The following is a 20,772-nucleotide window of genomic DNA, read 5'->3' on the forward strand; positions in this document are numbered from 1 at the left end:
CCGGGGGTTCAGCGCTCGACCGTCAGGCTCTCGCAGACCCAACTCAACCGCTCCGGCCCGCCGAACGGCGGCCGCTCGTGGTAAGTCCCGTCCGCCACCGACAGGTTGACGATCAGGTAGGCGTGCCAGCCGGCCCCGACCCCGTGCAGATCCGCGTACACCAGCTCGCCCTCGACGTACCAGTCCACCGAGTTCGCACCGAGCACCACCCGCAGGCCGAAGCTCGCCCCCGGACCGATCCCGACACCGCCGCCGTGCCAGTACCGGAAGCCGCCCCGGACGTGGTTGGAGATCTCCAACAGGTCCGGGTTGTCCGGGTGGTACTCGAAGACGTCCACCTCGTTGCCGCCGTCCCGCCAGGTCCAGATCGCCGGCCAGGCACCCACCTCGACGGGCAGCGTGACCTGCGCCGAGAGCACGTCCCCGGTGCGGACCTGGAAGCCCTCCGGACTGCCCTCGGTGGTCAGCAGGTTGCACGTCCAGAGCCCGCCGCTGCGCCGCCGCACGGCGGTGAACACCCCGCCGGGACAGTACTCGTGGCTCAGATAGTCGAGCTTGTGGTCGCTCCGGTTGGTCGGCCCCATCCGCGGGTACGCACTGCTGCGCCCGGCGATCCACTGCCTGGTCGAAGTGAAGTCAGCGTCGAACACGACTGCCACGGCCGCCTCCCCGATGCTCCGGCGCCCCGGCAGTCCGAACCACCGGGCACACAGAGTGAGTTCCCCGATACACTCCGCAGTATGCGAACCGGACCTCCGCGGTCCGAGGGCGGGGGCGGCGACCGAAGCGACCAGGGCGGCCGAGGCGACGCGACGATCAGCCGACCGACGCGGTGGCGCCCCCGGCCTGGAGCCGGTCGGTCACTGAGACCACCCCGTCCACCGAGCGGCACAGGTTCAGCACGATCGGCACCAGGTGCGCCTCGGGCACCGTGCCGCTGAGCACCACCCGGCCCTGGTCGACCTCCACCCCGATCTCCGCCGGGCTCACCCCGTCGATCCGGCCGAGCACCTCCTCGACGATCTCCCGCCGGATCACCCGGTCCTCCCGCAGGAACACCCGCAGCAGGTCCCCGCGGCTCACCATCCCGATGACCCGCCCCTCCTCGTCCAGCACCGGCAGCCGCTTCAACCCGTGCCGGCTCATCAGCCGGGCCGCCGCGACCACACTGGTGTCAGGCGTGGTGCAGACCGGCTGCGCCGTCATCAGGTCCGCCGCCGTGACCTCACCGCCGTGACCCACCTGCGCCGACTCGGGCGCGGGCAGCAGGCTGCCCGGATCCTCCTGCGCGGCCAGTGTGCGCAGCAGGTCCGCCTCCGACACCAGCCCGAGCGGCCGCCCGTCCGGGTCCACCACCGGCACCCCGGTGATGTCGTACTCGGTCAGCAGCGTGACGATCTCCCGGAAGCCGGTCTCGGGGGCGACCCGGACCACGGGGCTGGTCATCACAGATTCGACGGTGGCATGCGGCACGCCGGTTCACCTCGTCCAACGATGCTGGTCCGACCGCGCACGGATCGTCCGGGCCGGTACCGGCAGCATGGCCTCCGGCCGCGCGGATCGCCAGAGGCCAAGGGGCCGAACGGGTGGGACCTTGGACCCCGGCCTTCGAATATTTCTCCGACGAACGGTCCGCCCACCCTGTCGGGCCTGCGCCCCCGGCGACACACCGCCCACCCCGGACGGCGCAACCATCACATGATCGACTCGTTGGACCGTCCACCACGACAGCACTGGCGGCACCGGGAGGGCCTGTTGGCAGGACGGACGGTGGGCGCGGCACCGGCGGCCCGAAGTGGCGCGGCGCGCCCGGTGGCGGAGGCGGAGGCCGCACTGGTGCGTCACTACCGCAGACTGGTCCGGCTCGCTTACCTGGCCCTGCCCGCCGACCGGGACCGGCACAGCCGGGTGCTCGCCGCCCACGGGGCCGTCCAGCGCGCCCTGCCGTTCCGCTGGACCCGCCGCACCGAGCCGACCGCATCGCTCCCGGCCGCCTCCGAGCCGGACCCGGTGTACGCGGCGCTGCGCCTACGGGTGCTGCGCGCCGCGCTGTGCCCGCGGCCGGGAGCGCGACTGCTGGCGCCCCGGGTCTGGGGCCTGCGGCTGTTCACCCCGCACGGCGGCGAGCAGGACGCGGCGCTGGATCACGCGCTGGCCGGGCTCGACGCCCCGGCCCGGGCGGCCTTCGCCCTGCGCGTGGTGGAGGGGCTGGCGGACGAGCGGGCGGCGGAGGTGCTGCGGCAGGCCGGGGTGGAGCGGCCGGAGGAGGCGGTCGCCGCGGCCGCCGAGGTCGCGGCCGGGCCGGAGGCGGAGCCGCCCGTGTTCGACCCGTGCGCGGTCCGGGTGCAGCCCACCGATCTGCTGCGCCGCCGCCGTACGCTGACCGCCGTGCTGGCGGTCGGGGTGCTCGGGCTGACCACGACGGCGGCCGTGCTGGGCGGCGGTTCCGGGTCGGCGTCCGGCGCCGCCCAGGCCGATGACCGGCCCGCGGGCGCCGTGACCGACCCGGCCCGGCTGGTCCGGGTGGCACCGGACGCCTGGCAGCACACGACCCGGGTCGACTTCACCGCCTGGCCGGCCCGCGGCGACCGGCGCGAGGACGGCGCGCTGCTCGGCCGTGCCCTGGCGGCCTGGTCCCGGCCGGGCGCGCGGACCCACGCCGAGCCGGGCACCGATACCGCCCCGCCCGCGACCCCACCGCAGCTGCTGTATGCCGGGACGGTGGACGGCACCGGTGTGGCGGTGCTGTACGACGGCCGGCGGATCGCCCGGTACACCGACGGACCCGGCGGCGGCCTGGATCTCGCCCGGGCCGACGGCGCGGACCCGGCCACGGCGGGCGCGGTGGTGCTGCACCGCCGGGGCACCGCCCTGCGGTACCTGCTGGCCCCCTGGGTCGACGCCGCAGAGACGCGCCGGATCGACCAGCCCGACGCCGCCGCCCGCCCGCTGGACCACCCTGACGGGGTCACCGCGGCCGCGCCCGGCGGCGGGCTCGCGGACTGCAAGGGCGCCGCCACCGTGCTCCAGCTGCACTCCTCCCCGGTGATCGCCGAGAAGCACGCCTTCCTGCTGGCCGACCTGGGCGGCCTGCTCCCCGCGCACCTGACCTACGCGCCCCCGCCCGACCGCGTCCAGCCCGGCACCACCCAGCCCGGCGCCAACCCGCCCGACCGCGGCCAGCCCGAGCGCGAGCCGCGCGAGGCCATCGCCCAGGACGCCCTGCAGGCCTGGGCACGGGCCGGCTGCGCGGTGCCGGACGGCACGCCGGGCGTCAAGCAGCTCAACCTGTGGGCCTTCGCGGTGCAGCCGCTGCCGCAGAACGCGGGCTCGGCGGCCTGGTTCTGCCTGCGCGCCGACCGCTGGACGGGCGAGGGCAGCGCGGCCACCGCCGTACTGCTGCCCTCCGCCCGGGGCCCGCAGCGCACCGGCGGTGGCCCGGGCCGGTCGTGCAGCCGGTTCGAGCAGGACACCGTGGCCTGGACGTGGTGGCGCTCCCCGCAGGGCGCGGAGTACCTGCTCGCGGCGGGCAGCCGACGGGTCACCCGGCTCACCGTCAAGGGCCCGGACTGGTCGGCCGACCGCCCCGTCCCGGACCGCACCCTCGCGGTCGAGCGGCCCGCCCGGGCCGCCGCCGTCCAGGTCGAGGCGCTGCTCGACAACGGCAACCGGATCAGCCCACCGCACTGACCCGGTCGGCCAACAGGGCCGCGTAGTCAGGGAGTTCGACGCTGGAGACCTGCTTGCCCAGCTCCAGCATCCGGTTCAGCACCCACCGCCGGTTGAGCAGCCCGTTGCGAAGCCGCAGCCCGGTCGCCGTGCGCGGCGCCAGGAACGGGCCGGTCCGGTCCCCGCCCTTCTGGCAGCCCTGGGCGTAGCCGCGCAGCAGCTTCTCGTACCGGGCGAAGGCGGCCCGGTGGTCGCCGCGGGCCAGCGCCAGCTCGCCGGCCAGCACGTACGCGGCCACCACCGCCGTCCCGGTGCCCATCCCGCCGATGGTGGCGCCGCAGGCGGCGTCGCCGAGCAGCGCGATCCGGCCGGTGGACCAGGCGGGGACGTCGGCGCGGCTGATCGAGTCGAAGTACAGCTCGGGCGCGCCGTCCAGGCTCCGGAGCAGTTGCGGCACCCGCCAGCCGAGGCCGGCGAAGGCGGCGCGGACCAGCGCCTTCTGCTGCCGGGTGTCGTGGCGGTCGTAGCGCAGTTCGGGCGAGGCGAAGAGGCAGAAGGCGCCCGCCCTGGCCGGGTCGCGGTGGTCGGCGCCGACGGATATCAGCCGGCCGGGGACGTTCAGGGCCACCCCGCCGGCCGGCAGGCCGCCCCCGTCGGACAGCTGCCAGGTGGCCGCGTAGTAGCCGAGGTGGCGGACGAACCGCTGCTCGGGGCCGAAGGCGAGGCGCCGCACGGTGGAGTGCAGCCCGTCGGCGCCGATCACCAGATCGAATTCGCGCGGCGCGCCGTGCCGGAAGGCGACCCGCACGCCGCTCGCCGTCTCCTCCAGGGCCTCGACGGAGTCCCCGAACAGGTACTCGGCGCGGGAGTTGCTGTGCCGGTACAGCACCTGGGCCAGCTCCCCGCGCGGGATCTCCAGCTCGCCGCCCGCGAAGTCGGCCGGCAGGTGCAGTAGTCGGCGCCCCTCCTGGTCCACGAAGGTGATCGGGCTGCCACCGGTGTCGAGCGTGCGCAGTTCCTCCAGCACGCCCATCCGCTCCAGCACGGTGAGGTGGGTGCGTCCCCGGAAGTCGACGTTCTGTCCGCCGCCGCGCAGCGCCGGGGCGAGTTCGACCACCGTGACATCGAAGCCGTACCGGCCCAGCCAGTGGGCCAGGGCGGGGCCGGCGATGCTCGCGCCCGAGATCAGCACCCTGGTGCGCGGGGATGCGCTCATGGAAACCACTCCGTCCGTGGATCTGGAAACTGTGTCCGATGGACACTGTTCATTGCTGTGTACGGTAGACGCAATTTGCACGAGCGGACAACCCCCAGGACGGGAGCGGACGATGGGCGAGGCGGCGAACGACACGGTGCGGCTGCTCTGGGAGCGGCCCGCCCGGCCGACCCGCGGGCCGAAACCGGCCCTGAGCCTGGAGCGGATCGCCGACGCGGGCGTCGAGGTGGCGGACGCCGAGGGCCTGGGCGCGGTCTCCATGCAGAAGGTGGCCGGGCTGCTCGACTTCACCAAGATGTCGCTCTACCGTTATGTCCCCGGCAAGGCCGAACTGGTCGCGCTGATGGTCGAGTCGGCCGTCGGCGAGCCCCCCACGGCCCCGGACGTTCCCGACTGGCGGGAGCAACTCACCGCCTGGGCCCGCCACTTGGCGGATGCCTTCGCCCGGCACCCCTGGCTGCTGGACGCCACCCTCGGCCCCCGGGTGCCGGGCCCGAACGAACTCGCCTGGCTGGAGCGGGTGGTGGCCGCCCTCGACGGCCACGGGCTGACCGGCGCCGAGCGGATGGACGCCGCCGTGCTGCTCGCCGGGCACGTGCGCAGCATCGCGGAGCAGGCCCGTGCGACCGGCCCGGACGGCTCCCCCGAGGCCGAACTCCTCGCCGCCCTCGGCACGGTGGTGCACCGGCACGCCGACCGCTACCCCGCCGTGGCCGCCGCGATGGCCGATCCGGACGGACGCGACCAGGCCCTGGACTTCGGCCTGGCCCGCATCCTGGACGGCCTGGCCGCCCTGATCAGCCGCCGCACCACCCACGAACAGCAGGCGTAGCGGCCCGAGGACCCGTCGATCCGGGGCGGCGGGGACAACTATCATCCGCTCTCATGGCGATGTTCGTGCACCTGACGGCCGCGGCGAACACGCCGCGCATCCGCCGCGCCGGAATCCGGGCCGACAGCCGGGGCCAGGGCGGCGTGCGCGGGGTGTACTGCTTCCCCGTGCTGCCCTCCTACACCCTCACCCACCAGTGGCTGCGCGAACTGGCCCGGTTCGGCCCCAAGGGCTCGCTGGCCGCCGTGCACGTCCGCCTGGACGACGCCCAGCAGGTGCTGGTCGGGCACTACCGGGACCGCGCCAAGGACGCCCAGCGGTGGCAGACCGCCGCCGAGGCGGTCGCGCGGATCGCCGCCCTGCCGGACCCGCGCGGCTGGGAGGTGGTCGTGCCGCGTGCGGTGGGTGCCCGCGAGGTGCATCGGATCCGCGCGGTGCCGCAGGTCGCGGGCTGGCGCTACCTCCCGGGCGCGCACGGCACCCGCCCGTGCACCTGCGCGGGCTGCCGGCTGCGCGGCGGGTACGGCGACCGGCGAATGCGCGAGCGCGATCCGCATCCGCTGGACGGCCCGCCGCCGCCCGTGCCCGTCCTGCTCGCCCGGCTCGACGCGGCGGGCGATCCGGGCGATCCGGCCGCGCTGCGGGCCGTGCTGCGGTGCTTCGGTCTGCGCCGCCGCGGCCCGGTGGACCGGCTCGCCCGGCTGGCCGCTCACCCCGACCCGACCGTCCGCGAGGAGCTGGTCTGGGCCGTCCACGGCTGGTCCACACCGGGCGTCGCCGAGCTGCTGGACGGCCTCGCCGCTGATCCGCACCCGGATGTCCGCGAGGCCGTCGAGGCGGTCCGGGAGCCCTGAGGCCTGACGAGCGTCCAGCCGGCCGGCGGCGCGTTCTCACCCTCCCTCGTCCCGGACCGGTCGCCGCCAGGCCCGCCACCCGCAACGGCTCCCGCCGAGGTGCCCGCTCGGCCGGACCGGGTGATCATGGGACGAACCGCGTCTTCGGCGATTCGGCGCACCGGTACGGTCCGGCGGCGCCGGGAAGGTGGACCGCGATGTTCCAGCTCCTGTGGATTCTGCTCATCGGCTTCGTGCTCGGCGTGCTCGCCAAGCTGATCCTGCGAGGGCCGCAGTCGATCCCCTGGTGGCTGACCATGCTGCTCGGCGCCGCCGGGGCCTGGCTGGGCAACGCCGTCTCCGGCTGGGTCGGTGTCCGCCACACCTCGGGCATCGACTGGATCCGTCACATCCTCCAACTCGCCTTCGCAGTCGCCCTGGTGGCCTTCGTGGCACCGGCCTGGAGCAAGAACCGCCCGCCCCGCTGAGCGACGCCCCCGCGGCAGGCGGCTCAGCCCACGTGCACCGCGGGCCGCCGGCTGCGGTCGGGCTCCGCCTCGCGGAGCACCTCCCGGGTCACCGGGGCGATCTCGCCCTGCCCGAACAGGAAGAACCGCAGGAACTGGGCGAAGGGGTTGCCCTCGGTCCACTCGAAGTAGATGTGCGGCTGCTGCCCGGTCAGGTCGCGCACCTGCAGCAGCAGGGCGGCCAGCGCGTTGGGCACGCTGGAGCTCTGCAGCGACAGCACCCGGTAGCGCTCGTGCAGCACCTCGCCGCGCACCGTCAGTTCGGCCTCGAAGTCGGACGGGTCGAGCACGGTGACCTCGACGAAGACCAGGTCGTCCTCGGCCGGGATGTCGTTGTCCGTGCGGATCTGGCGGAGCTTTTCGCGGTACTCGGCGAGGTCCCGGCTGTTCGGCTCGTTGGCGATCAGCCGCAGCGGACGGTGCAGGTAGTCCCGGACGAACCGCTCCGCGACGTCGTCCAGCACCACGTCGGTGACGCGCAGCTCGAAGGCGCGCTTGAGCCGGGAGAGGAAGGAGACCAGCATGATGCCCGCGATGAAGCAGGCACCGATCTTGACGCCGTCCGGCCGCTCGGCGATGTTCACGGCCGTGGTGTAGAGGAACACCGCGGCGATCACCGCGAAGGTGATGGTCCAGCGCCGTTCCCTGGCCTTGCGGGCGGCGATGGTGACGGCGACCGCGGCCGAGCTGATCAGCACCAGCACGCCGGTCGCGTAGGCGCCGCCCTGGGCGTCGACGCTGGCGTCGAACAGCCAGATGACCAGGAAGGCGATCAGGGTCAGCACGATCACCGTCGGCCGTACGGCCCGCGCCCAGTGCGGCGCCATGCCGTAGCGCGGCAGGTAGCGCGGCATCAGGTTGAGCAGTCCCGCCATGGCGGAGGCGCCGGCGAACCAGAGGATGGCGATGGTCGACAGGTCGTAGATGCTGCCGAAGGTGCTGCCCAGGTATTGGTGGGCGAGGTAGGCGAGGGCTCGCCCGTTGGCCGGGCCGCCGCTCTTGAAGGCGGCCTTCGGGATGAGCAGGGTCGTGATGAGGCTGGTGGCGATGAGGAAGACGCTCATGATCGCGGCGGCGGTGGTGAGCAGGTGCCGGGCGCCACGGATGCGACCGGTGGGCTTCTCCTCGGTGTCGTCCGGGTCGCCCTCGATGTGCGGCATCACGGCGACGCCGGTCTCGAAGCCGGACAGGCCGAGCGCCAGCTTCGGGAAGACGATCAGCGCCACCCCGATCATCGCGAAGGCGTTGCCGTGCTCGGCGGTGAGCCCGTCGGTCCAGTCACCGAACACATGCGGCTCCTTGAGGACGTGCCAGAAGCCGTTGATCACCACGACGACGTTGAGCGCGAGGTAGACCACGACGAGGACGACGGCCAGACCGATGGCCTCGCTGAAGCCCTTGAGGAACACCGCGCCGAGCAGGGCCACCAGGATGAGGGTGAGCAGCACCTGCTTGCCGGACAGGGCGCTGTGCAGGTGCGGGTTCTCGATCAGGTGCGCGGTCGCGTCGGCGGCCGACAGCGTGATGGTGATCATGAAGTCGGTGGCGGCGAAGCCGAGCAGGGTCAGCACGAACAGCTTGCCCTGCCAGAACGACAGCAGGCGCTCCAGCATCGCGATCGAACCCTGGCCGTGCGGGCTCTCGACGGCCACCCGCCGGTAGACCGGCAGCGCGCCGAACAGGGTGACGAGCACCAGCACGATCGTCGCGATCGGCGACAGCAGGCCGGCCGCGAGCGCCGCGATGCCCGGCTGGTAGCCGAGGGTGGAGAAGTAGTCGAGGCCGGTCAGGCACATGACCCGCCACCAGTGCGCCCCCTTCTCCCTGGGCGCCTCCGCGTGCGGGCCGGGGTGCTGCTTGGCCATGTCCGACAGGCCTTCGAGCAGCCACGCCCGGAACCTCCCGCCCCGCGCCGCAGGAGCCGTTCCCGGTTGGGCCGAACCCGACGACACCACGTACACCCCTGTCCACGACTTCAGCCGGCCGCCACTCGGTTCCGGACCCCCAGGCCGCCGGACGGCGGGCCTGGTCAGGCTAGGTGACCGGCCCAGGCCGCCGGACGGCGGGCCTGGTCAGGCTAGGTGACCGGGCCGCGCCCGCCCGGCAACCGCGCGGGCCAACACACCATGGTGCGCCCGTACGGCCCTCCCGGGTGGCGGCCGCCCACCGGCCGTGACCCGGGCTTCCGGCGCGGCGGTAACCGGCCACTCCTCGAAGGGGGTAAGTATGTCCGCGCGCATTGACTCACGAGGCTGACGCGCCCAGGGGTGCGGCGACGGAGCGACAGGGAGACAGCGGTGGCGGAACCGACTCGGCGGGGAATCCTGGGCCTGGGCCTGATGGCAGCAGCCGTCACCTCCTGCGGCGCCCGACACCCGGACTCGGCCCCGCTCCCCACACCCGACGCCCAGGGCACCCCCGGCACCGCCGGGCCCACCACCGCCCAGCACGCCGGCCCGAAGGGCGACACCCCCGACGAGCAGTCCCGGCCCGGCAACGCCGACTGGGAGATCACCGACCCCGGCCGGGCCGGCGCCGTCGAGGGCTTCGCCGACCGGGTCAGCGTGCTGCCCGGCGAGTCCTTCGGCCTGCACGTCTCCACCCCCGCCGCCGCCTTCACCGTCTCCGCCTACCGGATGGGCTGGTACGGCGGCGCCCGGGCCCGGCTGGTCTGGCGCCGCGAGCACGTCCCCGGCACCAAGCAGGCCGCCCCGCACGTGGACCAGGCCACCCGCACCGTGCTGACCGGCTGGCAGCGCACCCTCGCCGTGGACACCGCGGGCTGGCCCGAGGGCGCCTACCTGCTGCGCCTGGACGCCGAGGACGGCTCCGGCCGCAGCTACGTCCCGCTCACCGTCCGCTCCGCGAGCACCGCCGGCCGGACCGTGGTGATGAGCTCCCCCGCGACCTGGCAGGCCTACAACGAGTGGGGCGGCTACAGCCTCTACAACGGCCCGACCGGCACCCTGGCCACCCGCTCGCTGCGGGTCGTCTTCGACCGGCCCTACGGCTACGACCACGGCGCCGGGCTGTTCCTGGTCTACGAGGCGCCGCTGGTCGCCCTGGCCGAGAAGCTCGGGCTGCCGCTCGCGTACACCACCGGGATCGACGTGGCCCGCGACCCGGGGCTGCTGCACGGGGCGAGCGCCGTGCTGTCGCTCGGCCACGACGAGTACTGGTCCCCCGAACAGCGCGCCAACGTGGTCGCGGCCCGCGACGCCGGGACGAACCTGGCAATCCTGGGCGCCAACTGCTGCTTCCGCCGGGTCCGCTTCGAGCCCACCGAGCTCGGGCCGGACCGTACGGTGGTCTGCTACAAGGACGCCTGGGCCCAGGACCCGGGCCACCAGGCCGGCGCCCCGGCGACCACCGACTTCCGGGTCGGACCGGGCGCCGACCCGGAGAGCTCGATGCTCGGCGTGATCTACGACGGCTACCCGGTGGACGCCCCGTACGTGGTCACCTCGCCGGACCACTGGGCCTTCGAGGGCACGGGCGTCGCGGCCGGGGCGTCCTTCCCCCACCTGGTCGGCGTCGAGTACGACCGGGTCGACACCGCCTTCCCCACCCCGCGCCCGATCGAGGTGATCGCCCACTCCCCCGTGGTCTGCGAGGGCCGGCCCTCCCACTCCGACACCGCGTACTACACCGTGCCCAGCGGCGCCGGGGTCTTCGCCAGCGGCACGATGCGCTGGGTCGAGACCCTGGACGCGAACGGCCCCGGCGGCGGCAAGGCCGACCACGGCATCGATTCCCACGCCGGGGACGTGGTCCGCAAGGTCACCGAGAACGTCCTGCGCGCCTTCGCCGCCGGCCCGGCCGGCCGCGCCCACCCCGCCCGGGACAACCTGGCCGCCGTCTACGGCACGGCGTAACGGACCCGGCGCACCCCGGGCGGGCGGAGGTCCGCGGCCCGGCTACACTCGCACGGTCTGACAGCAGCGCAGGTCGTCCAGGACAACGGACCGGTGCGGCACGGGGTGCCGGCCGGCGAGGGCAGGAGGAAAACAGAACATGGTCGAGGCCTCCCCCAAGGTCGTTGTCGTCGTCCCCACGTACAACGAGCGGGAGAACCTTCCGGTCCTCGCCGGGCTCCTCGCGGACCTCGCCGTACCGAACCTGCACCTGCTGGTGGTCGACGACAACTCCCCCGACGGCACGGGCGAGCTCGCCGACAAGCTGGCCGCCGACTCCGGGGGCACCGTCGGCGTGTTGCACCGCACCGAGAAGGACGGCCTCGGCCGCGCCTACCTGGCCGGCATGGCCCGGGCCCTGGACGAGGGCGCCGACGTCGTGATCCAGATGGACGCCGACCTCTCGCACCCGGCCTCGGTGATACCCGAGATGGTGAGCGCCCTGCTCGCCGGCGACACCGCCGTGGTGCTCGGCTCCCGCTACGTGCCCGGCGGCTCGACCGCCGAGGAGTGGCCCTGGCACCGCAAGGCGCTCTCCGCCTGGGCGAACTTCTACGTCAACGCGATCCTCGGCCTGGGTGTCCGGGACGCCACCGCGGGCTTCAAGGCCTGGCGGGCGAGCACCCTGCGGGCCATCGATCTGCCGACCGTGCAGAGCAACGGCTACTCGTTCCAGGTCGAGATGAACTACCGGGTGATCCAGCGCGGGCTGACCATCCGCGAGGTGCCGATCCGGTTCGAGGAGCGGATCGAGGGCGCCTCGAAGATGAGCATCGGCGTGCAGGTGGAGTCCGCGCTCGCCCCCTGGAAGCTGCGCTTCAACCGCGAGGGTTAGGGGGTGTCTTGTGGATCTTGGCGGACCCGGCAAAGGTTCGCAAGACACCCCCTAGACGTGTACTCCCTTCGGCGACCTGCAGTGTGAGTGGCGGCCGCGGGGAAAGAAGGCCGACATGGTTCTTCTCCCGGAGTCCCTCACGGCCACGGTCCGCCGCGGCGCCCGAGACCCGTTCGCCGTCCAGACCCTGCGGGCCACCGTGGCCGCCACCCTGTCCTACGGGGTGGCGACCCAGCTGAGCAGTGAGCCCGCCCCGCTGACGGCGCCGCTCACCGCGCTGCTGGTGGTCCAGGTCACCGTCTACTCCACGCTCAAGACCAGCGTCCGCCGGGTGGTTTCGGTGGTGGTCGGGGTGCTGATCGCGATCGGCTTCAGCGCCGTGGTCGGGCTCTCCTGGTGGAGTCTCGGGCTGATCATCCTGGCCTCCCTGGTGATCGGGCGGTTCGTCCGGGTCGAGGAGTTCGTCCAGGAGGTCGCGATCAGCGCGATGCTGATCCTGGGCGTCACCAAACTGGCCTCCCAGGCCTGGGACCGGGTGCTGGAGACACTGATCGGCGCGGCCGTCGGCCTGCTGTTCAACCTGCTCTTCGCCCCGCCGGTCTGGGTCGACACCGCCGGGGAGTCGATCGAGGACCTCGCCCGACGGGCCCGCCAGCTGCTGCTCGACATCTCCGAACAGCTGGGCCGCCCCACCCCGGTGGCCCGGGCCGTCGAACGGCTGCACGAGGCCCGTCGGCTCGACCAGGCCATCGCGGACGTGGACGCGGCGCTGCGCCAGGCCGAGGACAGCTTGCGGTTCAACCCCCGGATCAGCGAGGGACTGCTCTCCCGGCTGGTGCTGCGCACCGGGCTGGACACCCTGGAGATCTGCGTGGTGGTGATCCGGGTGCTGGCCCGTTCGCTGACCGACCTGGCCAAGCGGCGCGGGCCGCAGGAGCGGCTGTTCCCGCCCGAGGTCGCGGTCGGGCTGGAGGAGCTGCTGGCGCACGTCGGCGGGGCGATGGTCAGCTTCGCGGTGCTGGTCACCACCCAGGTCAGCCGCAGCGCCGAGGAGGCCGAGGAGCGGCTGACCGCCGAACTGGCGGCGGCCTGGACCTGCCGGGAGAACGTCGCCGAGGTGCTGCTGCGCAAGGTCCAGGAGCACCCGGAGGCCTGGCAGCTGCACGGCTCGATGCTGGCCGAGGTCGACCGGATCCTGGACGAGCTGGACCTGGAGCACCGCAGCCGGCGGCTGATGGAGGAGCTGGACCGGGCCTCGCTGGTGAGCCGGGAGCGGTTCTCCCGCCTCGCCCGGCTGCGCCGCGCCGTGCGGGGCGGGCAGCGGCAGGGCGAACGGGAGCGCCCGGCGGCGGGGGCCGGGCGCTGATCCGGGCCCGTTGCGACGGGCCTGCGGAGGTCAGGGCATCAGCCAGGGCTGCTGGGGCAGCGGGTGGCCGGTCTCCAGGTAGGTCTTGAGGTTGGACAGCACCGCCGACCAGCCCCGTTCGGCGTCCGCCCGCTCGTCCTCGTCGGCGAGGTTCTCGTGGGTGACGGTCAGCCGGGTCAGGTCCTGCCAGTGCCGGAGGTCGAAGCTGACCCGGGAGGGCCCCTCCGCGCGTCGCCCCTCCGGTCCGGCCCAGGTGGTGACCAGGCGGTGCGGGCGGTCGGACACCTCGACGGTGCCGATCACGTCGGCGATCCCGGAGTCGTCGGTGCGCTGGTGCTCCCAGGGCGCGCCGGGCAGCCAGGTGGAGACGTTGCGGTGGCCCCAGTAGAGGCCGGACTCGTCGGCGTTGGTGAGCGCGTGCCAGACCCGCTCCGGGGTGGCGCGCAGGTAGACGATGCTCCGGTGGCTGAAGGCGGTCACGGTCTCAGCCCCTGGCCGCGTCGAGCAGCTGCTGGATCTCGATCTTCTGCATCCGCAGCATGGCCGCCATCACGCGGTCGGCCTTGGCCCGGTCCTGGTCGCCGATCAGGTCGAGCAGGATGCGCGGGGTGATCTGCCAGGAGAGGCCGAAGCGGTCCTTGAGCCAGCCGCACGGGCCCTCCTGGCCGCCGTCCGCGGTGAGCTTGGCCCAGAGTTCGTCGACCTCCCGCTGGTCGTCGCACTCCACCTGGAGCGAGACCGCCTCGGTGAAGGTGAACTCGGGGCCGCCGTTGAGCGCCACGTAGGGCCGGCCGTCGAGTTCGAACTCGACGGTCATCACCGAGCCGGGCTCCCCGGGGCCGGCCTCGCCGTAGCGGGTGACCCCGGTGACGCGGGAGTTGGGGAACAGCGAGGTGTAGAGGGCGGCGGCCGCTTCGGCCTGGTCGTCGTACCAGAGGAAGGTGGTGATTTTCTGCATGGGCCCGACGGTAGCGGCGGGGTCCGTCACCGCGGCCGAGCCACGGCCGGGGGTCACCGGATCGGCGCCCCCCGGCCGGAGGGGAGACGGATCAGTGCACCCAGCCCGCGTAGCGCTGCACGAAGCGCTGGCCGGTGTGGGCGGTCACCACGACGTCGTAGCGGCCCTGCTTGTCCAGCGGCCAGGCGAGGTTGACCTGCTTGCCCGGCTTGACCCACACGGTCTGCGCGCTGCCCGCGAAGTCGTTGGGCGCGGCGGTGAAGGCCACGTCCGTCAGGCCGTCGTTGGCCACCTGGAGGGTGAGCTTCTGGCTGCCGCGCAGGTCGGCGGTGACGATCGGCACGCCGATGTCGTTCTGGCCGTCCTGCCCGTCCCGGACCACGGTGCCGGCGAAGCGGCGCACGAAGCCGTCGGGGCCGTGCACGGTGAAGTCGTAGCGGCCGTCGGTGGCGGCGGCGTCCCAGACGTGCGTCGCGCTCGCGCCGGGGGCGACGGTGTACGGGGTACCCGCGAACGGGAGCAGGATGTTCGGGTAGACGGTGTACGGGAAGGCCACCGAGCCGTCGTTGCTCATGGTGCAGGTGACCTTGCCGGTCCGGCGGTCCACCGCGACGTCGGCCCACGGCTGGTAGGGCAGCGGGCGGTGCGGGCGCTCGCCGCGCTCCTGGACCGGCATCGACTGGGCGCCGGCCGCCGGGAGGGCGACGCCGGGCAGCTTGGTGCCCGCGTCGGCCCGGGCCATCAGGGCGTTGGTGTCGGGCAGCTTCGGGAGCGAGTGGTCCGGGGCGGCGAAGTCGAAGCAGCTGGTGAGATCGCCGCAGACGGCCCGGCGCCAGGCGGAGATGTTGGGCTCGGCCACGCCGGTGACCAGCTCCATGAAGCGCAGCACCGAAGTGTGGTCGAACACCTGGGAGTTGACCCAGCCGCCGCGCGACCAGGGGGACGCCACCCAGAGCGGGACGCGGTTGCCGAGGCCGATGGCGCGCCCGTGGGTGAACTCCTCGGGGGTGCCGGCTTCGGGGGTGGGCGGCACCATGTGGTCGAAGTAGCCGTCGTTCTCGTCGTACATGACCAGGAAGACGGTGTGCCGCCAGACGTCCGGGTTGGACATCAGCGACTGCAGCGCCTGGTTGACCCAGTGCGCGCCGTAGGCGGGGCCGGCCTCCGGGTGCTCGGAGAACAGGTAGGGGGCGACCAGCCAGGAGATGGTCGGCAGGGTGCCGTCCTTGCAGTGGCGGTCGAAGTCGGAGGGGTCGAACTTGGTCATCGCGTTGACGTAACGCGGGTCGTCGTGCGGGAAGTTGTGGAACTGCTTGAAGTAGGAGAGGGCGTTGTCGTCGTAGTCGCCGGTGCGGTCGTCCTTGCTGGGGTTGTGGTAGACCCGCCAGCTGATGCCGGCCGCCTCCAGCCGTTCGGCGTAGGTGGTCCAGTCGGCGACGGGGTTGTCGGTGACCGGGGTGTTGTCGATCCAGGGGCCGGTGGTGCCGTCGCGGCCGGGGCCGGCGGTGCCCGTCCACAGGTAGAGCCGGTTGGGGTCGGTGGGGCCGGCCAGCGAGGTGAAGTAGGCGTCGCAGAGGGTGAACGCGTCGGCCAGGGCGTACTGGTAGGGGATGTCGTCCCGGGTGAAGTAGCCCATGGTGCGCTCGCCCTTGGCGGCGATCCACTTGTTCATCGCACCGTTGTTGATGGCCTGGTGGCCGGTCGCCCAGTCGTGGGCCAGGCCGCCGGCGTTCTGCGCGTTGTACTTCGAGGTGTCCATCCGGTACGGCAGCATCACCCCGCCGTCGCTGCGGCGGGCGTCGGGCTGGCGGAACACGTCGGTGCCGTCCGGGAACTGCAGCGCCTGCTTGTCGCCGAAGCCGCGCACGCCGTTCAGGGTGCCGAAGTAGTGGTCGAAGCTGCGGTTCTCCTGCATCAGGACGACCACGTGCTTGACGTCCTTGATGGTGCCGGTGAGGGCGGTGTCGGCCGCCGCGGCGGTGGCGGCCGCGGCCTGAGTGGTGGACAGGCCGGTCAGGGCGGTGGCGCCGACGGCCGCGGAGGCGCCGACGAAGGTGCGGCGGGAGAGCTCGGGCATCGTGAACTGGCCTCTCAGAGCTGGAAGGTGGCGACGGCGGCGGCGGTGTCGGAGGGCCACTCGTTGGCGGCGGCGTTCGGCTCCGGCTGGGGCCAGTCCGCGACCAGGGTGTGCGCCTCGACCAGCTTCAGCGCTCCGGCGTACTGGACGAAGTCGATGCGGTCCTGGGGCTCGGGGCGGTCGCCGCGCCGCTTGCGGGTGGGCGACCAGGTGGTGCCGGGGGCCTTGGCCGGGTCGGGGTTCTCCTCGCGGAAGGTGTCGGTGAGCCCGGCGGCTTGGAGGGCGGCGGTGACCGGCCAGTCGAGGGCACCCACGCCGTTGTGGGCGGCGGCGGTGGCGGCCGTCCAGTCCAGGTGGGAGGGCGAGGAGAGGGCGCCGGCCAGCACCACCGGGATGCGCCGGGCGAGGTCCGCGCGCACCGCGGCGGCCAGCGCCTTGGCCTGCTTGAGCCGGACCGAGGCGTTCTCGGCGGCCAGCACCTGGGCGGCGCTGCTGCCGTCCTGCACCGCGTACGGGCCGTAGCCCGTCTCGTCGAGGTGGGCGGCCCAGAACCGGACGCCGCGACCGCCCGGCAGCTGGAGGGTGGCCGCGACGGCGGGCAGCTCGGCGGTGGCCGGGGTCAGGTCGGTGAGCGGGTAACGGCTGAGGATGCCGACGCTGCCCGGGCTCTGGTGGGCGTACCAGCCGAGCGCGTCCGCCAGGGTCTTGGCCCGCTCGCCGGCCGTCTCCTGCAGGGCGAGCACGTCCAGGCCCTGGGCGAGGACGATGCGCAGCTGCTTCTCCAGCGCGTCGGTGTAGCCGGAGCCGGCCTCGTGCAGGTTCCAGCCGGCGGCCTTGAGCCGGGGCGGGGCGGCCGGGTCCACGACGGGCACGAGCACGGTGACGGTGTCGGTGGCGCCGGTGCTGTCCTTGACGCCGACCACGACCGGCTCGGGGTTGCGGCCGGGGTCGGCGGGGGCCGTCCCGGTGATGGTGCCGTCGGCGCCGACCGAGGCCCAGGCCGCGCCGCCGAGCTTGCGGTAGGCCGCGGTGCCGGGGGCGTTGCCCGCCGGGCGGGACCAGAGGCCGCCGAGCTTGATCCGCACGGCGGCGCCGGGGGCGACCGGGGTGGCGGTGAAGGAGTCGACGGCGGCGTGCGGGCGGACCACCGGGGGCTTGGGCCGGAAGCCGAACGGCTCGGTCTGGGCGAGGATGCCGTAGCCGTCCTTGGCGAGCAGGTAGGCGGTGTACGGGCCGCCGGTCAGCGCGGAGGTGTCGAGCTGGACGTCGCCGGAGGTGCCGGGGGTGTACTTCCAGAGCAGCGAGGAGCCGGTGCCGGGTTGGCGGCTGCCGTCGTAGATGCCGACCCAGTTCTTGGCGTCGGGGGCGTCGGTGGTCCAGTGGAAGGTGAGCCGGTCGCCTTCGGCGGGGCTGCTGGAGGAGGTCAGGGTCAGGGCGCTGCCTGCGGCCACGGTTGTCCTGTCCGCCAGCGCGGGGCCCGGTCCGTCGGGGGACGGTGCCGGGGCCGCGCGCGGCTGGTCACGGAGGCTGGGAGGGAGGAATGCGCGCAGTTGGCTGTACAACTGCGGGCGGGCTCATTCATCCGAAGGCCAGCGACCGGGGCGTGAACGACACGTGACGGAGCATCGGGCGCTTCGGGAACTCCGTGGCGGAGGCGTCTTCGTGGGGCGTCGGAAGGGGACGGGAATGCGCGGAGGGCCGCGACGGGTGATCCGTCGCGGCCCTCCGGGGCTGGCGAGGTTTCTCAGGCCAGGGCGAGGAACAGCTTCTCGAGCTCGGCCTCGCTCATCGGAGCGGCGTCCTCGTCGGCGGCGGCCATGCACTGGCGCATCCCGCTCGCGACGATCTTGAACCCGGCCCGGTCCAGGGCGCGCGAGACGGCGGCGAGCTGGGTCACCACGTCCTTGCAGTCCCGACCCGCCTCGATCATCGCGATCACCCCGGCCAACTGGCCCTGGGCTCGACGCAGTCGGTTCAGGACCGCGCCGACCGCCTCCTCGTCCACCTGCATGTCCGGGCCGCCTTTCACATCGACTGTCGATTGACAAGTGTACCCGGCGGGGTATTCATTCCCGGCTGGACGGAACCCTCCCGAAAGGGCCCCTGATCAGCGGCGGGCCAGTCGGCGCTCGCCCCCGGCGCCGGTCGCGTACGGCAGCTCGTAGTAGGCGAAGACCTCGGGTTCGTCGGTGGCCGGCAGGATGTCGTCGGTGCCGATCGCCGGCGCCTGCTTGACCTTGGCCTTCGGGTACGGCACCCGCAGGTAGCCCGGGCCGGCCACCGAGCCGTTCAGCGGGACGAAGGCCAGGCGGCGCTTGGTCATGCCGGTCATGACGGTGGCGAAGCACGGCTCGTCGGTGGACGTCTCGACGTAGACCGACTCCAGCGTGCCGATGCGGTGGCCCTTCTCGTCGACCACCGGCTGGCCGCGCCACTCGCGGATGTCTGCCATAGCGATTCCCACGACCTCGGCCTCCCGTGTCGCGCCCTACCGACGACTCCATCCGGTCCGCCGGCTCCGCCGGGCCCACCGCCCGGGGCTTCCATCCTCCGCCGGGACGGGCGCCGGGGCGCGACGAAAGGGACATACGGGGGTGAGCCGACCAACCACCACGAGCGCGCTGACCTGGGCTTCAGGCTGTCCGCCGACTTCACGAACACCTCGTCCGGGAGGCTCTGGCGGCCGGAGGCGGCGCCGGAGCCGGGTGCCGAGCGGGTGAGCGTGTACGGCGCGGTCGCGCGCAAGCCCTGACGGCGGCGGGGTGAGGTGGGGGTGGGGCCTGCCGGACCTCGGATAGGGGGGTTTTTACCAGGGACCCGGGCGCCCGTCCCCCGCTACGGTCGTCGCGACGGCTCCGGACCGGGGCGGTCACACGAAGTCGGTCAGCACGCGACGATCGTCCATGACGTGGGGGGAACCATCATGGTCCAGTACCGCAGCTATCAGCGTTTTGCCGGGGCCGTCGTGGTCGCCGGGCTCGCCGTCGGGGTGCTCGCCGCCTGTGACCCGGTCGGGACCGAGGTCAACGACGACGCGACCGTCTCGGACAAGATCACCGCCGTCAAGCTCGACGACTCCTCCGGGGAGGTCACCATCCACGGCAAGGCCGGCGCCGGAAGTGCCTCCGTCCACCGGAAGATCACCTACCGGGACAGCAAGCCCGGGACGACCACCCGGGTCGAGGGCGGAGTCCTGGTGCTCGGCGGCTGCGGGCACAACTGCTCGGTGAGCTACACCGTCGAGCTGCCCGCCGGGCTGCCGATCAGCGGCGGCACCTCCTCCGGCGGGATCCACCTCACCGAGGTGGGCTCGGTGTCGGTGCACACCGACGCCGGGAACATCTCAGTCGACCAGGCCGCCGGACCGGTCGACCTGCGCACCGACAGCGGTGACATCGACGGCACTTCGCTCAAGGGCGACCGGATCCAGGCCAAGACGGACAGCGGCGCGATCAAACTCACCGCCGCCAAGCCCCAGGACGTCAAGGCCAGCACGGACAACGGCGAGATCCGCCTCACCGTCCCGCCCGGCTCCTACCGCGTCAGCGCCGGAACGGACATCGGCTCGAAGCACATCGGTGTCCAGAACGACCCCAACGGCAAGTTCAAGCTGGACCTGGGCACGGACATCGGCGACATCACCGTCAACACGGGCTGACCGGCCCCCGAGTTCACGACCTGCCTCGGCCATGGGGCCAGGGCGGCAGGGGCGGGTGACGGGTGGGGGCGACCTTCGGGCACGCCCGCGGAGCGGGCGTGCCCGAAGGTCAGAGGCCGGTCTGGATCTCGGCGCGGTGGCGGATGTACTCGTCGGGTTGCGAGCGGGCGATCGTGACCGCCGCCTCGACCAGGGCGTGCAGTTCGGCCGGGTAGGCGCGCGGTACGAGCGGCAGGCCGGGCAGGATGCAGCGGCGGACGTCCAGGTCCTCGTTGGCGACGAACTCCCGCAGCGCGGCCTCGTTCCAGCTGTCACGGACCGTCGCACCCTCGTCGGCGGTCGCGTTCCGGCCGCCGCCGACCGTCAGTGCCGTCCAGTACCAGGCCCGGGCGGCGCCCGCGCGCTCCGGATCGGTGCCGGTCTGCAGGTAGCCGAGCAGGGCCAGGCGGACCCGGCGCTGGCCGAAGGCGATGAGGGCGGGCTCGACGAAGCGGCGGTTGAAGCTCGGGTTGGGGTCGTGGACCGCCGCCTCCAGCAGCGGCTCGAAGTACTCCTCGGGCAGCTCGGACCGCCCGGCGAGCGCCTTGTGGACCTCCCATCGGGCCGCGCTCGGGTAGTCCGCCCCCGGTGCGACCTCGGCCCCGAGCACGCGGAGCAGACGCGCGAGCCGCAGCTCGAACGCCTGCGATCCGTCCTCCGTGCGCCCGGGCAACGGCTGGAGAATCCGCACCTCGCCGGCCGTGTCCTTGGTTTCCACGAACATCCTCCTCATTCTGAGTCATCGGCAGACTACTCGCTGATACACCAGTTCGGCGGCGGTTTTCGGCCAGGACCGGATCTTGAACGGTTCAGCGGGAGGAGTTCTGACGTTGTCTCAGTCCGCGATC

General features: G+C 73.4%; 19 protein-coding genes. 8 read left to right on the plus strand and 11 right to left on the minus strand.

Annotated elements, in window-relative coordinates; translation table 11 throughout:
- Positions 1-8 precede the first annotated feature (8 nt).
- Positions 9-659, minus strand: coding sequence for a beta-glucanase (locus ACIG5E_RS22630; protein WP_396535932.1), 651 nt, complete (start codon positions 657-659; stop codon positions 9-11).
- Positions 660-816: 157 nt separating this feature from the next.
- Positions 817-1,446, minus strand: a complete 630-nt coding sequence (locus ACIG5E_RS22635; RefSeq protein WP_396535934.1) for a CBS domain-containing protein — start codon at positions 1,444-1,446, stop codon at positions 817-819.
- Positions 1,447-1,755: 309 nt separating this feature from the next.
- Between ACIG5E_RS22635 and ACIG5E_RS22640 the strand changes: the two genes are divergently transcribed.
- On the plus strand, positions 1,756-3,690 hold the full coding sequence (locus ACIG5E_RS22640; protein WP_396535936.1) for a hypothetical protein: 1,935 nt from the start codon (positions 1,756-1,758) through the stop codon (positions 3,688-3,690).
- On the opposite strand, the gene ACIG5E_RS22645 is transcribed toward ACIG5E_RS22640, so the two are convergent.
- Positions 3,674-4,885, minus strand: coding sequence for an FAD-dependent monooxygenase (locus ACIG5E_RS22645; protein WP_396535938.1), 1,212 nt, complete (start codon positions 4,883-4,885; stop codon positions 3,674-3,676). The two genes, ACIG5E_RS22640 and ACIG5E_RS22645, sit on opposite strands and share 17 nt — an antisense overlap.
- Before the next feature lie 112 nt (positions 4,886-4,997).
- On the opposite strand from ACIG5E_RS22645, the gene ACIG5E_RS22650 reads away from it, so the two are divergent.
- The 3 genes from ACIG5E_RS22650 to ACIG5E_RS22660 all read left to right on the plus strand — a co-directional run bounded on the left by ACIG5E_RS22650 (position 4,998) and on the right by ACIG5E_RS22660 (position 7,038).
- Entirely contained in the window at positions 4,998-5,717 is a 720-nt protein-coding gene (locus tag ACIG5E_RS22650) for a TetR/AcrR family transcriptional regulator (RefSeq protein ID WP_396535940.1), read from the plus strand.
- A gap of 53 nt (positions 5,718-5,770) precedes the next feature.
- On the plus strand, positions 5,771-6,571 hold the full coding sequence (locus ACIG5E_RS22655) for a HEAT repeat domain-containing protein (RefSeq protein ID WP_396535942.1): 801 nt from the start codon (positions 5,771-5,773) through the stop codon (positions 6,569-6,571).
- Positions 6,572-6,768: 197 nt separating this feature from the next.
- Complete coding sequence (locus tag ACIG5E_RS22660) at positions 6,769-7,038, plus strand: GlsB/YeaQ/YmgE family stress response membrane protein (protein ID WP_396535944.1); 270 nt, start codon at positions 6,769-6,771, stop codon at positions 7,036-7,038.
- A gap of 23 nt (positions 7,039-7,061) precedes the next feature.
- Here the strand turns inward: ACIG5E_RS22660 and ACIG5E_RS22665 are convergent, their stop codons facing one another.
- Positions 7,062-8,942, minus strand: coding sequence for an amino acid transporter (locus ACIG5E_RS22665; RefSeq protein ID WP_396535946.1), 1,881 nt, complete (start codon positions 8,940-8,942; stop codon positions 7,062-7,064).
- Between the two features lie 432 nt (positions 8,943-9,374).
- Here ACIG5E_RS22665 and ACIG5E_RS22670 point away from each other — a divergent pair, with 432 nt between their 5' ends.
- From ACIG5E_RS22670 to ACIG5E_RS22680, 3 genes are all read left to right on the plus strand, one after another.
- On the plus strand, positions 9,375-10,952 hold the full coding sequence (locus tag ACIG5E_RS22670; protein ID WP_396535948.1) for a N,N-dimethylformamidase beta subunit family domain-containing protein: 1,578 nt from the start codon (positions 9,375-9,377) through the stop codon (positions 10,950-10,952).
- Positions 10,953-11,091: 139 nt separating this feature from the next.
- Positions 11,092-11,826 carry a polyprenol monophosphomannose synthase gene (locus tag ACIG5E_RS22675; RefSeq protein WP_396535952.1) on the plus strand — a complete coding sequence of 245 codons (735 nt, stop codon included), beginning with the start codon at positions 11,092-11,094 and terminating at the stop codon, positions 11,824-11,826.
- A gap of 115 nt (positions 11,827-11,941) precedes the next feature.
- Positions 11,942-13,192: an aromatic acid exporter family protein gene (locus tag ACIG5E_RS22680; protein WP_396535954.1), complete on the plus strand. Its 1,251-nt coding sequence runs from the start codon at positions 11,942-11,944 to the stop codon at positions 13,190-13,192.
- Positions 13,193-13,222: 30 nt separating this feature from the next.
- On the opposite strand, the gene ACIG5E_RS22685 is transcribed toward ACIG5E_RS22680, so the two are convergent.
- The 6 genes from ACIG5E_RS22685 to ACIG5E_RS22710 form a co-directional block, all read right to left on the minus strand.
- Positions 13,223-13,672 (minus strand): SRPBCC family protein, encoded by a 450-nt coding sequence (locus ACIG5E_RS22685; protein ID WP_396535956.1) that lies wholly within the window; start codon positions 13,670-13,672, stop codon positions 13,223-13,225.
- Positions 13,673-13,676: 4 nt separating this feature from the next.
- Positions 13,677-14,150 carry a VOC family protein gene (locus tag ACIG5E_RS22690; RefSeq protein ID WP_396535958.1) on the minus strand — a complete coding sequence of 158 codons (474 nt, stop codon included), beginning with the start codon at positions 14,148-14,150 and terminating at the stop codon, positions 13,677-13,679.
- A 91-nt stretch (positions 14,151-14,241) separates the two neighbouring features.
- Positions 14,242-16,227: a phosphocholine-specific phospholipase C gene (locus tag ACIG5E_RS22695; protein WP_396535960.1), complete on the minus strand. Its 1,986-nt coding sequence runs from the start codon at positions 16,225-16,227 to the stop codon at positions 14,242-14,244.
- A gap of 14 nt (positions 16,228-16,241) precedes the next feature.
- Positions 16,242-17,678: an endonuclease/exonuclease/phosphatase family protein gene (locus tag ACIG5E_RS22700; protein WP_396535963.1), complete on the minus strand. Its 1,437-nt coding sequence runs from the start codon at positions 17,676-17,678 to the stop codon at positions 16,242-16,244.
- 293 nt (positions 17,679-17,971) lie between these two features.
- Positions 17,972-18,238 carry a metal-sensitive transcriptional regulator gene (locus tag ACIG5E_RS22705; protein WP_188303232.1) on the minus strand — a complete coding sequence of 89 codons (267 nt, stop codon included), beginning with the start codon at positions 18,236-18,238 and terminating at the stop codon, positions 17,972-17,974.
- Between the two features lie 96 nt (positions 18,239-18,334).
- Complete coding sequence (locus tag ACIG5E_RS22710) at positions 18,335-18,679, minus strand: PRC-barrel domain-containing protein (protein WP_396535965.1); 345 nt, start codon at positions 18,677-18,679, stop codon at positions 18,335-18,337.
- Positions 18,680-19,135: 456 nt separating this feature from the next.
- Between ACIG5E_RS22710 and ACIG5E_RS22715 the strand changes: the two genes are divergently transcribed.
- Positions 19,136-19,885, plus strand: a complete 750-nt coding sequence (locus ACIG5E_RS22715; protein WP_396535967.1) for a DUF4097 family beta strand repeat-containing protein — start codon at positions 19,136-19,138, stop codon at positions 19,883-19,885.
- A 109-nt stretch (positions 19,886-19,994) separates the two neighbouring features.
- On the opposite strand, the gene ACIG5E_RS22720 is transcribed toward ACIG5E_RS22715, so the two are convergent.
- On the minus strand, positions 19,995-20,642 hold the full coding sequence (locus ACIG5E_RS22720; protein WP_396535969.1) for a hypothetical protein: 648 nt from the start codon (positions 20,640-20,642) through the stop codon (positions 19,995-19,997).
- Positions 20,643-20,772 lie beyond the last annotated feature (130 nt).

Source organism: Kitasatospora sp. NPDC053057, assembly GCF_044546945.1.
Classification (GTDB): Bacteria; Actinomycetota; Actinomycetes; order Streptomycetales; family Streptomycetaceae; genus Kitasatospora.